General features: G+C 66.7%; 11 protein-coding genes and 1 pseudogene. 4 read left to right on the top strand and 8 right to left on the bottom strand.

From position 1 onward, the window contains the following. Window positions 1-54: 54 nt before the first annotated feature. Complete coding sequence (locus AMK27_RS37100) at window positions 55-879, top strand: sulfite exporter TauE/SafE family protein (RefSeq protein ID WP_073918219.1); 825 nt, start codon at window positions 55-57, stop codon at window positions 877-879. On the opposite strand, the gene AMK27_RS44605 is transcribed toward AMK27_RS37100, so the two are convergent. From AMK27_RS44605 to AMK27_RS42500, 6 genes are all read right to left on the bottom strand, one after another. Beyond that, on the bottom strand, window positions 848-1,390 hold the full coding sequence (locus AMK27_RS44605) for a SpoIIE family protein phosphatase (RefSeq protein WP_445194893.1): 543 nt from the start codon (window positions 1,388-1,390) through the stop codon (window positions 848-850). The two genes, AMK27_RS37100 and AMK27_RS44605, sit on opposite strands and share 32 nt — an antisense overlap. Window positions 1,391-1,416: 26 nt before the next feature. Then, a complete protein-coding gene (locus AMK27_RS42815; RefSeq protein WP_073918215.1) occupies window positions 1,417-1,692 on the bottom strand; it encodes a SpoIIE family protein phosphatase in 276 nt (91 codons plus the stop codon). A 396-nt stretch (window positions 1,693-2,088) separates the two neighbouring features. After that, on the bottom strand, window positions 2,089-3,168 hold the full coding sequence (locus tag AMK27_RS37085) for a peptidoglycan DD-metalloendopeptidase family protein (protein WP_241847722.1): 1,080 nt from the start codon (window positions 3,166-3,168) through the stop codon (window positions 2,089-2,091). 447 nt (window positions 3,169-3,615) lie between these two features. Continuing rightward, complete coding sequence (locus tag AMK27_RS37080) at window positions 3,616-4,125, bottom strand: ATP-binding protein (RefSeq protein WP_241847721.1); 510 nt, start codon at window positions 4,123-4,125, stop codon at window positions 3,616-3,618. 567 nt (window positions 4,126-4,692) lie between these two features. Further along, complete coding sequence (locus AMK27_RS37075; RefSeq protein ID WP_073918211.1) at window positions 4,693-5,463, bottom strand: IS5/IS1182 family transposase; 771 nt, start codon at window positions 5,461-5,463, stop codon at window positions 4,693-4,695. 138 nt (window positions 5,464-5,601) lie between these two features. Next, complete coding sequence (locus AMK27_RS42500) at window positions 5,602-6,063, bottom strand: hypothetical protein (protein WP_143204922.1); 462 nt, start codon at window positions 6,061-6,063, stop codon at window positions 5,602-5,604. A gap of 41 nt (window positions 6,064-6,104) precedes the next feature. Between AMK27_RS42500 and AMK27_RS42495 the strand changes: the two genes are divergently transcribed. Next, on the top strand, window positions 6,105-6,287 hold the full coding sequence (locus tag AMK27_RS42495) for a hypothetical protein (RefSeq protein ID WP_143204921.1): 183 nt from the start codon (window positions 6,105-6,107) through the stop codon (window positions 6,285-6,287). Between the two features lie 155 nt (window positions 6,288-6,442). Here AMK27_RS42495 and AMK27_RS41405 read toward each other — a convergent pair. Then, window positions 6,443-6,673: pseudogene (locus AMK27_RS41405) on the bottom strand (IS701 family transposase); the annotation flags it as partial. Window positions 6,674-6,747: 74 nt separating this feature from the next. On the opposite strand from AMK27_RS41405, the gene AMK27_RS42810 reads away from it, so the two are divergent. After that, the gene (locus tag AMK27_RS42810; protein ID WP_158076955.1) at window positions 6,748-7,161 is read left to right on the top strand and encodes a hypothetical protein; all 414 of its coding nucleotides are present in this window, start codon (window positions 6,748-6,750) and stop codon (window positions 7,159-7,161) included. A gap of 121 nt (window positions 7,162-7,282) precedes the next feature. After that, on the top strand, window positions 7,283-7,699 hold the full coding sequence (locus tag AMK27_RS37070) for a hypothetical protein (RefSeq protein WP_143204920.1): 417 nt from the start codon (window positions 7,283-7,285) through the stop codon (window positions 7,697-7,699). 1,073 nt (window positions 7,700-8,772) lie between these two features. Here AMK27_RS37070 and AMK27_RS37060 read toward each other — a convergent pair. Beyond that, window positions 8,773-12,093, bottom strand: a complete 3,321-nt coding sequence (locus AMK27_RS37060; protein WP_073918207.1) for a S8 family serine peptidase — start codon at window positions 12,091-12,093, stop codon at window positions 8,773-8,775. Between the last annotated feature and the right edge of the window lie 473 nt (window positions 12,094-12,566).

The raw sequence follows: 12,566 nt of genomic DNA, 5'->3' as shown, positions 1-12,566 counted from the left end.
TCTTGGCATTCATTCGATTGCCCGCCATGCAGTGAGGTCCGTAGCGTCGCGGACGTGCAGACCTCCTACCTCACGCTTCTTCTGTTCGGCTGCTTGACCGGGGTCACCACGGTGCTCTTCGGATTCGGTGGTGGCTTCATCACTGTCCCTGTCGTCTACGGCTTCTGGAACGTCACAGCGCACCCCGGTGCCGACGCGATGCACGTGGCGGTGGCGACGTCGACGGCGGTCATGGTCGTCAACTCAGCCCTCGCCACCCTGGCGCAGTGGCGCCAGGGCCGGCTGCGCCGCGAGTGCATCTGGCCCATGGCCGCATTCGTACTGGTCGGCGCGGTAGCCGGGTCGTTCGCGGCTACCCAGATCGACGATGCCACGCTGCAGATACTGTTCGCCGCGTACCTGCTGGTGACAATCGCCGACAGCGTCCTCCGCAGGGGCTTCCTGTCCGTCACGCAGGCCCGAACGCCGCGTCCGCTGAGCCGCCCGGCCAGAACGCTGGGCGGGATCGGGATCGGGATCGGCTCGGTCGCCGCGTGCCTGGGCGTGGGCGGCAGCGTGATGACCGTGCCACTGCTACGCCGCCGAGGCCTGCCTATGACCGAGGCGACGGCGATGGCCAACCCGCTCAGCGTGCCCGTCGCGGCGGTCGGCACCACCGTGTACGCCCTGGCCGCGCCCACCCTGCACGCACGAGCCGGACAACTCGGCTCCATCGACCTGCTCGCCTGCGCCGCGCTCCTCGGCGGCTCGCTGCCCACCATCGCCCTGGTCCGCCGCGCCGCGGCCCACGTCCCAGACCGGGTCCACTCCGTCGCCTACGTCGCCCTGCTCGTGATCGTCCTGCTCGTCATGTCCGCCATGGGGATCTGCGCGGCCTAAGGATCGGCCCGGCCGGGGCAACACGCAACCTCAAGCAGCCATGCTGCCGAAGCACTGACCACGGCGCTCCGTGACCGACAGCCGCACGAATCCCGGCTGCGGCTGCATCGACCTGCCCTGAGTCGACGAAATCGACCGCCGAGGCGCCGAGCGTCCTTTCCATGTGAGTCGCAGCAACGATGTCCACCTGGGCCGGGTGGCGGGCCTCAGGAACAGTTCTGCGGAAGTGGGGAGCAGCGGTGAGGAGCCGCGTCTCGGGTTGTGCTCGGTCCGGCTGTGGTTCGGCGTGCTCAGGTTGAGGGGGTTCATCTGCGTTCGGTGACCGAGGGCTTGTGGTCAGGGCGATGAGGGCGATGTCGTCGGCGGAGTCGTGAGTCCACTGCGCGAGGCCGGTCATCAGGTGGGTGATCAGGTCGCGTGGCCGGCTGGTCGGAGCCGTGCGCAGGCGCGCGATGACGGGGTAGAAGGCGCCGGCCGCGTTACGGGCTTCGCTGAGGCCGTCGGTGCGCAGGAGCAGGACGGTGTCGTCGGCGAGGTTCAGGCGTACGGGGGTGGGGACGGTGTCCGGTCAAGGCTGCTGAACCCCAAGGGGAGGAGCGCGGGCAGCTGCAACTCGCGGGCCTCGTGGCCGGGGCCAACGGCCAGGGGTGGCAGATGCCCGCAGTGCAGTGCGTCGAGGTGATCGCTTCCTTCGCGGTGTTCCAGCAGGAGTGCGGTGGCGAAGAGTTCGCTGCCCTGCAGGGAGAGGGTGGCGCGGGCGAGGTGCCTGTCGAGACGCCCCGCGAGTTCGGTAAGGCCGTCATCACCGGGCAACCTCGGGCTGCGTCCTCGGCGCGGGGCCCGGGTCGTGCGGCGGGCGGTGCCACCCCGCCCCCGCGAAGGCTCTGGTGTGCCAGTCGCACCGATGGCCAGTTGAGACAGGGTGCGGAGTGCGGTGACGTCGTGCTCCCGATCCACGTTGGCCGATCCCAGCATTCTGCTCAACAAGCCAGGCCTGGCGGTCCGTACCCTGCGGGTCTGGCAATACGCCACGGCCGCCGTTCGGGGTCACCCAGCAGGTGGCTCTTCAGGTGGGCGGCCAGGGCACCACGCAGCGTCGGGTCCCGGTCCGTGACGGCACAAGTGCGGCTCGTGCAGTCGTACAGCGCTTTCATCAGCGGCTGTTCACCATCGTCAGCTCAGCTGACGGCACCCACCGTCAACGGGGCATCAGATCGTCACTCCGAGACTGCCGAGGTAGGCAGTCGGATCAATGTCCGACCCATAGTCAGGAGTTGTCCGGACCTCGAAGTGCAGGTGTGGACCGCTGCTGTTTCCAGTGCTACCGGACAGCCCAATCTGGAATCCTCCGGAGACTTCTTGTCCCTCCTGGACGGCGATCTGTGAAAGGTGTGCGTACTGACTGTAGTGGCCGTCGGCATGCCGAACGATGACTTCGTTCCCATAGGATCCTCCGGAGCCGGCCCGGATCACTTCTCCGGAGCTGATGGCCTTTACGGGAGTTCCATTGGGCGCAGCGAAGTCAACTCCGGTGTGGTATCCGCTGGACCACATCGAACCGGGGGCACGGTAGGACGTAGTCACCTGCGTCTGGTCCAGTGGTGCTGTGGCTTTCGCCTCTTCGGACGGTGCAACTTCCACTTCCACTTGAGGTGTGACGGGCTTTTCGTTGGCCGCGTGAGGGGCGGTGTCAATGTCTACGGCTCCAACTGACAGCCGGACACCTACAGGTGGTGCGTCCACCCCGTCACCCAGAAGGGCGCGATTCGAGTCCTTCAACTGCTGGGCCCCACCGTCAATGTGAAGCTGCATCGCAATGGAGTTCCATGTATCTCCCGGCTGCACCTTGTAGGTGGCGAAAGGGACTTGAGCCCTTTGGACGATTGCAGGGGCTGCTGTCTGCGTCGAGGAGGCCCTCGGTACCTCCTCTTCAGAGGGCGCAGTGGCGATGCTACCGGCCAGTCCAGCCTTGACTGAGCAGACTGGCCAGGCACCGGGTCCCTGGTCTTGAAGGACCTTTTCGGCAATGATGATCTGCTGCTCTTTCGTGGCCTTGTCTGCGGTCGGGGCGTACTGGGTCCCGCCGAACTCCTGCCATGTGCTCTGCGAGAACTGCAGCCCACCACGGTATCCGCTAGGGCTGACGGCACTCCAATCGCCGCTGCTTTCGCAGGCAGCAACGGCGTCCCACGTCTCAAGGGGCGCAGCAGCCACGGTGGTAGCGGTGAAGATCGAGGCCGAAGCAGCGGCGATCACCGCGATGGATATCTGGTGAGATGTAAAGCGCACGGATTGAATGCCTTTCCAATTCTTGAGGTCTCAAAGAATCCACTGGCAGGGTGTTCGCCGACTGCCGCTGCGACAGGGATGATTGACGGCTCCCACTCGACGATCGCCGTACGGCTCCGGAGACTCCACGATCATCGCGGATTCGAAAATCGGAACTGCCCATGTGTGGCTGTGGATCTTCGTCTGGTGTCCTGGCCCGATCGATTCCGGGTCGGACACCAGACAGTGTCTGACCTATTGGCGCGGTTCTTTTCGTTGTTTACAGCAGCGGACTGTTGAGAGACCTTTGGGCATCGTTCTGGGCGAGTCTGGTGCTCAACTCCGAACGCTTCTGATCCGTTGGCGGCGTTCCAGTGGCGCCATCCGGGCCGACGAGGTCTGGGGCGAAATCCCCGAAGCCCTGGGGATCCCGCCTCTCACGACCACGCACGAGAGCCGGGTTCTTGTTCAGACCGCAGCGGGCAGGCGGGCCCAGTGCGTGGTGGCAGGGGGCATCACATGGCTGTATGTGCCGTGATCTTCCGTCAGCGAATCGACCAGGGCTAGGCCGCGGCCGTGTTCATCAGGGGTGCAGGACGTGGTCCAGGCGCCTTCCACTTCGGCCGGTCCGCCATCCGTAACGCCGATCCACAGCTCTCTTTCTGCACGTCGGCGGTGTAGGTGCAAGGCCATGGGTGCCTGAGCATGCTCGACCGCGTTGGTCACCAACTCGGAAACCACCAGGAGCGCGATCTGTTGTGCCTCTTCCGGTACCTCCCATGCCGTCAAAGCCTGCGTGGCGATCCTTCGAGCCGTGCGGACAGACTGGGGTACGTGCTCGAGCGGCCATGCCTTGTCGTCGCTTGGCGGCCTCGGCGCAGGGATTTTTACCGGTCGGACGGAGGCGCCACGCGCCGTAGCTGGACGCCGGCCGTGCGATTCACCGAATGTGACCATGATCTTCGGGGCGGTAAACACCAGGATCCCTCCTGTCCTTCAGAGACCACTCACTCATGCTGAGCCCTTACACGGACAACGATTCCAATGCCGCACAGAAGGGGCGCCAGGGATACCCCCCTAGGCATACCCCTAGGATTTGAATCGGGCTCTGACCAGCAGATTCGTTACCACTGCGCACGCTGTAGCACGCGACTGGAGCAAAGAGCAGTCGGTCTCCTTGAGTGCGGAGCTGATGAAGGCGCGCTCAGGGCGGGGCGGCGTCGGGTACCTAACCGTCGAACGCGGAAACCGGGGTGGTGAGGCGTACAGCCCTGATCGGACCACCGGGTGCGTGCGGATGGCTCTTCTTGTGCAGGCGGACGACGCCGATGAAGCACAGTGCGAGGCGTTGGGCCTGGTCGCCCTCGTTCTGGAGCTCGGAGACGCTGCGTTGCGGAGTGGGTTGCGGTGGCCAGGAGTTGAGCGAATGCGCGCTGCAAGGCGGCCATCCACCCACCAGAACGCCGAAAGGCACCAACCACCCAGTGCCTAAGGGCTGTCCCGTAAATGATCTGCGGCGTGCCAATCAACCAGCGGCGCTGTGTCTTACCCGACGAGGGCGAGGTTGTGGAGGCGGGCGATGCCGCGCATGGCGTGGTGAACGCCCTCGCCCTTGAGGCGGCAGTCGCGGAGGATCTTCCACGCCTTCATGCGGGCGAAGGCATGCTCGACGCGAGCCCGGACCTTGCGGTGGGAAGCGTTGTGCTCCTCTTTCCAGGCTGGTAGTTCGGCCTGACCGTGTTCCCGGCGGTGCGGGATGATCAGGCCGGTGCCGCGGTAACCGCCGTCAGCGATCACGGTTGCCCTGCCAACGGCGGCCTTCGCACCGGACAGCTCCCATGCCTTGCAGTCATTGCGGTTGCCTGGCAGGGGCCGGCCGACGGCGACCACGAACCGGGTGTCGGCGTCGATGACGACCTGGTGGTTGGTGGAGTACCGGTCGTTCTTCGAACGCTCGCCGATGACGTGGTCGCGGGTGGGGACCAGAGTGCCGTCCACGATGAGCACGGCGTCCTTCGCGAACCGCTTGCGGGGCCGGAGCGCGAGCAGGGGCCCGAGGTGGTTGATGACTCGGCCAGCTGTGGACTTCGAGACGCCGAACAGCGGAGCGAGCTGCCGCAACGTCAGGTTGGTACGCCAATAGGCCGTGACCAGCAGCACCCGATCCTCCAGCGGCAGACTCCACGGCCGACCGCGGTGGATCACATCTGCTCCATCGCGCCGCAACGCCGTCAGCAGTTCGCTGAAGCAGCGCGGGCTCAGCCCTGCGAATGGGGCTATCCAAGACGGCTCCGATGCCGTGATCACACTCGCCACATCATGATCATCGATCAGGGCCGGTCCTCGCTCGAAGCCCGGGTCATCAAACGAGGCCGGACTACGTCTCGGAGCCGGGATCGCTTACTGCCACCCCGCCGCCGGGCTTGGCGGTGAGAACTCCATGGTCGAGGACCGTCACTGACCATGCTGACCGCTCGTCATTGATCGGCACCAGCAAGCCAAACCGCCCGCGAACAGGACTCGAAGAGCTCCCTGATCGGAAACGCTGATCTCGGCAACAGCCTGACGCAACAGCTCCGTAGCCTTGCCGAGGTTCGTCTGCGGCCATGCCGAAAGCCCGTACGCCCGCTCGTCAGCCACAAGTTCCGCCCCCGAGATCTTTGCGGGACAACCCTTAGCGCGGGGACACGAGTACAACCCGTTCGAGGGAAGCAGGAGGACCGTGAGGTTGGCCGTGTGGCTGTTGGTGAGACCGACGGCTCCGCAGTCAACATGCATGTGGTTTCTGACCAGGGAGAACTCGCCGACATGAACGACGATCCGCCCGTGAAGACCGCCCTTGGGATGCGGACGCCTGTCTGGTGCCGCAACCGGACCTCCGAAGTCGGCGGCGCTCGCCGCGACGGTGTCGACCATCGTCGCGTGCCTTAGCGCGGTCGCCGGGGGTTGAGTGGCGTGTGGAGAACGCTAAGCCGGCGACCGGCGAATACCCCGACATCGACGAACTTAGCCTGCTACTGGCCGGAGTCGCAGCGCTCGCCGCGATCGGCTGGCTGAGACGGATCGGCCCGATCGAGGCCCCACACGACGACAACGAGGTCAACCAGCCTGTCAAAGGCCTTGTACACCGCGTCCTCTAGCAGCAACCGCACGGCCCCGCAGAGCTGCCCTTCGAAGACGTTCGCGTTCAGCCGTGGCTAGTACTCCAGCAGCGGATCGTTTCTTGAGCTGGTTCTTCTTTGGTAGTGACAGCGCCGAGCAACTGCTTGCCGATGTCGTCGCCAGTGGGACCAGTTCATTGCGTGATGTCGAGGATCGCGCCGGGTTCTGGTTGGGGGCAGGAGATGTTCCAGGAGCCGGCGGATCTCTGCCACGGTGAGGGCAACAATGCTGGTGGCGTCGTTTCACAGCCTTTGCTGCATTCGGCGGCAAGCCCGGCGAGGAAAGCGTGGGCGAGCATGGCCAGGGTGATGTGCCGATACCAGCCGATGTAGCGGCGGACCTCGTACTCGTCCAGACCGCACTCGCTCGGCACTCGGGTTGTGAACTGATGCCGTTCAGTGCGGCTGCGGCCAGGTTGAGCCACTGCGCGGCGTGCGCGTGGGGGACGACGACCCAGTCCTTGAAGGGACAGTGCTTCCCGGACGGGTCAAAGAGCTCCGCTCCAGTGAGCGCGAGGGCCTCAACGTGAACGGTGGTTCCTTCGCCGAGTTTGAACGCGCCGGAATCGCCCTTGAGGCAGGCGAAGGCCTTGCCGTGAGCCTTGAGGGCGCGCTTGCCGAACATGACGCCGGCGGTGGCGCCGCAGTGGGCAAGGTCGGCAGCGATGTCGTCGAAAAGTTGATCAGGGGTCACGGGCGGATCCTTGTTCGGGTGGGTGAACTGGTTGCGTCGGTGGAGGGACTTCGACACAAGAAGTTTCTCGCTCAACACAACAGCAGACAAGGCGCCCTTCGTACGTCATGCCGACGGCTGGTCAACCACTTTGCCCCGCATGCGGCAGAGAATGAGTAGCACATACTCTTCTCACCACTGGGGACCGCAAGACAATCTGCCGAAGATGCCCGAGACAGATCTCTTCTGGGTTTTATTACTGCGCGGGGGCGGCTCGGGAACAGGCTGCTAGCATTCCTTCATGAATGAGTTCACAGGCATGCGCAAAATTACGTCGGTGGATCGACTGAACACCACGCAGCTTGAACAGCTGAGGCTGTCTGGAATTGCCTACGATGGCCAGGACCTGCCCCCGGAGGAGCGCATTTCATCCCACGATGAATCAGAGCTTGAGTCCGTGCTCAATTCCTGCGAACTCTGGGATGTGGCAACTGATGGATTCGTCGTCTTCGAGGCCTGGCTCTACCAGGGCGACAGCGGCTCGATCTTCAAGGCCGGCACAACTGAAATGATTGCCGAGATCATCCAGTGCGGGCTTGAGTGCGACGACGACGACATCGAGCTCAAGATCGGGATGGCAATGGTTCAGTCAAACCTGCTGCCCACCGGTGACTCCGAGTACGAGCGGTTCAGCAGCGCCCTGAAAGCACTGCAGTAGACACAACGGTTATGACGGATACGTCGGGCCTGGTCGTCGACCGGCGTCGCACACGCCACCGCCTGGAACGACACGTCTCCGACGCACCGAATCGCCAGCGGCCGTCCGCGGATCGGTGGCGCGCCCGAGGGGCCGAGTGCCGTGCCGCACAGCGCGGCGTACGAGGGGATCAGAGCAACAGCGCGGCTATCCTCGGCCGAAGTGGTCCCCGCCCTGCGCGCGCTCTGCCCCCGGACGCCCCGCGCTGCTGGCAGGTTGTCCTCCGCGACCCGGCGCGCACCCCGGCTCTTGCACGAGCCAGCCACCAACCGCACAACGACAGGACGCGACGTGACCCTGATGCCCGGAGCACGCGTGCCGGGACGGACCTGGACGGTCCGCCTCACCGGCCACCCCGACCACACCGTGTCCGTTACCTGCAGCACCATCGGGTGCCGCATGCCGCCCCGCTCGAAGGACGCTGCCGGCATGCGCCGTTTCCGGCGGAACACGTCAGAGCTCACGGACGCCTCGCCGGTGCCCGCCCCAACGCCGCCTGCAGCTGCGGCAGCGCGCATTGCGGCCTCCACGAGACGCCCGTCCACTGCGCCGGCACCAGTCTGCTGGTCCTCGTCCACAACCCGGCCGTCGGACAGGTCTGGACCCTGGCAGAGGTCTGCCAGGCCTGCGCCCGGAACATCCCCCACATCGCTGTTCTGGCCACGGCCAGGCCCGCCCTGCTCAACCCCGTGCCCGCTCCCGTGGAGCAGCCGAGGCAGCGCGCCGCGGTGCCCGGCGGGTTCTCCTCACCGGAGGCCGCTCCTCATCCGTCACCGGGCCGCCCCCGACCTCGCCGTCAGCACCCTCCTCGGGGCTGATCAGGACGACCGGACCCGGCCGTTGGCCTGCTGCGGCTGTCTCTCGTCGTGGTTGCGAGGGCCGAGTTCCCGGCAGAGCCCCCGCACCGAAGTGCGGGGGCTCTGTCGTTTCCGTCGAGCACGTCGCCCGACGGATCGACAGTCGAGCAAGGCCAGCCCTCAACGGACACACCCGCTGTCCAACGCGTGGACGAGGCTGGCGGCCTTGGTTTCGACTCAGCGCAGTCGGTAGGCGCGGAGAACCGTCTGCTTCAGTTCGTTTCCGTCGGTGTCCGTGGCCGTCGTGCGCAGTCCGACGTAGCCGTTGCCGGCAGCGACGGGCGGGACGACAGCGGAGAAGGAGGCCGATCCGGTGCTCTTCACGGGCACCTTGTGCCAGGTGGCGCCGTCGTCGAACGTCGTCTCGAGGGACAACGCCTTGACGGCAGGGGTCTCTGCGTCGGCACGTTCCACCTTGATGGTCACGGGCAGGGGCTTGTCCGCGGGAGCACTGTTGTTCAGGTCGAAGCCCGCGCCGATGCGCGTGTTGAGCAGCGGGAGCTTCTGGGGCTTCTCGCAGCCTTCTTCGGGCTCGGCAGAGGAGAAGGTCCATTCGGCGTCGACCTTCGTCGCCAGGGCCACCGCGGGAGTGTCATGGTGTGCCGCCAGGCGGAGGGTGTATCGAGAAGGCCCGGCGGGCAGGTCGGTGAAGAAGGCGAACTGGGGGTCGTCGGTAGTGCCGATCTCCTCTCCGTCCCTCAGCAGCGTGGCTGTGCCCGTGTACTCGAAAGCGCTGGCAAGGTGGCCGGCGGCCGACGTCGAGAAAGCCTGGATGGGCGCGAAGAGGGAGTTCTCACAGCGTCCGGCATCCGGCGCGGCCGGGCTGATGGCTGCCTTGTTCCACTCTTCCGTGGTGGCGTTGCCGGGCTTGTACTGCGTCAGTGGGCTGGTCTCGAATGACGTACCGGTGTCCAGTGCGCCGAGCCACTTCACGCGGTTCGTGGCGGTGAAGTATTCGGTGTGCTCACTCGCGAGCTTGACGTTGTAGCCTCCGCCCGAGGCGCGGGCGCTGCCGTCGAAGGACGCCAGGTTGGACCGGTGGGCAGGCGCCGGATCGCCTTGCGTGTGGTAGCGGACGCGCACCTTGGCCAGCTCGTCGCTGCGGACCTGGAAACTGGGATCGGCGGGGATCCCGCCGTCACGGGTGAGCGCGAGGTTGTAGGCCGCTTCAGGCCTGCCGGGGACGGCGGGGGCATGCAGGGCTGCCAGGTGGACGAACGTGTAGGGGCGGGAGGTCACCGCAGGGGTGCCCGCGGCGTACAGCACGGCCTCGGGGTCCTGGGTGAAGACCCTGAACTCGTTCAGAACGCCGGCGATCGTCTCGTTGATCCCGACCCACCGGGTGTCCGCCTGGGTCTCGGTGCCCACGTCGGCCTGCACGATCTTTCCTGCGCGGGCGTCGAGCTTGACGGTCGTGTCGCCTGCAACCACCACGTCCGGCTGGGAGACGAGGGTGGCGCTCTGTACGCTTCCGGTCGAGTTGAAGATGACCGCGTTGGCGGTGTAGCGGCCCTTCGGGACGCGGCCGACGAGCGCGTCTCCCACGGCGCGGGCGTCGAATCCCTCCCCGGTGTCGAGGTTGATCAGCTGCAGGAGGGCGGGGGAAAGCGTCTCTCCGGCCCGGTCGGTGAGACGGATCGTCGTGTCGTACACCTCGTCCTCGGAGAACACACCGAGAGCGGTGCGAACGACGGTCTGACCGTCCGCGCTCCGTGCGGTGAGCACCCCGCTGTAGGTGCCGGCGTCCGCCTGGGCGGGGTCGATGGTGAGCTGGGCCGCGGCGGTGCCGTGGGCCGGCACGGTCAGCTGATCCGCGTCCGGCGTGATCAGCCGGCCGTTCTCGCCGCTTCCGTCGAGTGTGACGTCGAGGCTCAGCGTCAGGGGCTCGTCACCGTCGTTGTGATAGGTGACGGTGCGCTTCACCGGAGTGGCGTGAGGCCACTTCAGGTAGTTGGACAGGGTACCCGGGGTGGCGTATGCGTCCTGGCGTACTGCTCGGGTCAGGTCGACCCGTCCGGCTCCCTGGGCGAAGACGTCCAGGCCGGCCGTCGGCTTGGCGGTGCTCGTCAGCGCGTCCTTGAGCCGTGCGGCGTCCCAGTCCGGATGCTGCTGCGCGAGGAGCGCGGCCGCTCCGGCAACGTGCGGAGTCGCCATGGAGGTGCCGTTGAGCTTGGTGTAGTGGTCGTCGACCACGTCGCCGTGCGACGTGCCTGCCGCCCGTGCGGCGACGATTCCCACGCCGGGGGCGGTGATCTCCGGCTTGACGGCCGAGTCGACGAGGCGGGGGCCGCGGCTGGAGAAGTCGGCGAGCTGGTCGTCGGCGTCAACCGCTCCGACGGCGAGCGCGGCGTCTGCCGATGCGGGGCTGCTGACCTTCTCGTTCACGCCTTCGTTGCCTGCCGCGACGACGAACAGCGCTCCGGTGGAGGCGGTGAGGCTGTTCACAGCCTGGGACATGGGGTCCGTGCCGTCCGTGGCGGACGCGCTCAGGCTCATGTTGACGACCTTGGCGCCGTGGCTGGTCGCCCATTCCATGCCGGCGATGGTCCCGGATTCGGACCCCTGCCCCTTGCTGTTGAGCACCTTGCCCACCAGCAGCTTGGTGTCAGGGGCGACTCCGGCGTATCGGCCGGCCGATGCACTGCCGTCACCGGTGATGATGGAGGCCACGTGGGTGCCGTGGCCGTGAGCGTCCGCAGTCCCGTTCGCGCTCCCCGTGAAGTCCTGCGACGTCACGACGGCGTCCGCCAGATCCGGGTGCGCCGGATCGATGCCGGTGTCCAGCACCGCGGTGAGGACACCACGACCGGTCAGTCCGTCGTGCCAGGCGTCCGGAGCTCCGATCTGAGGAACGCTCTTGTCGAGGGAGGCCTTCACTGCCCCGTCCAGCCAGATCGTGGAGACGCCGGAAGCCAGCACACGGGACATTCCCCGCTTCTGGGTCATGGCCTCCCAGGCCTCGCCGGCCTTCGCCTTGGGGGTGGCCACCACATCCGCGTTGACGCTCTTGAGGGTCGTCCTGGGTGCGGCGAGGCGGCTCACGGCGGACCGGGCACCCTGCCCCCGGTCTGTGGCGTCGTAGCGCACCATCAGGGGCAAGGTCGCTCGCGCTGCGTCGTCGTACCCCATCGCCTCGAGCGCCTGCACGTCGAAGAGGCGCGCATCGACCGCTCCGCTCCGCAGCAGCTCCAGGGCGTCGGAGGGTATGACGGAGAGCGAGTCGCCGTGCGACCGGTAGGTGAACGAGACGTGCTCACGGCCTGGCCCGGGCCGCACCGTCACGCCTTCCCTGCCCCCAGCGAACCCCGTCAGCACGACCTGGTCCCCGGTCACCAGCGTGACCGTACGCACGGAAACGGGCTTCGCGTCGGCGCTCGCCTTCAGGGACGGGCTTCCGTCGGCCGTCGCAGCGGCGACGGCGGTGCCGGCACCGCCCGCCACCATCAGCGCCGCCATGGCGGCGGCAAGCAGCCTGCCCCGCTTGTGTTGTTCACTCATCTCTTAGCCTTCCGGCAGAAGAAGGAAAGACCAGGCGACAACACGGTGCGTGGCACGCCGCACACCGTGGCCGAAGATCCGGTCGTCCTTGCTGGCAATGCCCTTCGGCCACTCCGACGAGCGACCCGGGCGGGCGGTGAAACCCCGTGGTGCTGCCGCACCATGACGGGACGGCAGTGACGGCCGGAGCAGACAGCCCCTCACGACCCGTCCTCCCCCAGACGTCGCCCGCATCGTCAAACGCTGCTCCGCGCCCCGTCCCCCTCATGTGACGCTCGCCACAAGGTGCGCCCCTCAGCCCGAGAGCGAGCGTCACCGCCGGTGGGGCCGGCATGTGCTCGCTTGAGTACAAAACACGCATCCCTCCGGGCCGGTTCCATAGCTGAATGGAACCGCGACCGCGCCGGACAGGCCGGTGGCCCGGCATCGTCCTCTCGTTTCAGGAATCTCGTGCACCCCTTACCGAACCGCCG

It is taken from the genome of Streptomyces sp. CB02009 (assembly GCF_001905825.1).
Taxonomy (GTDB): domain Bacteria; phylum Actinomycetota; class Actinomycetes; order Streptomycetales; family Streptomycetaceae; genus Streptomyces.
The sequence above is the reverse complement of the archived record's forward strand: the minus strand, read 5'-3'. Positions and strand labels throughout refer to the sequence as shown.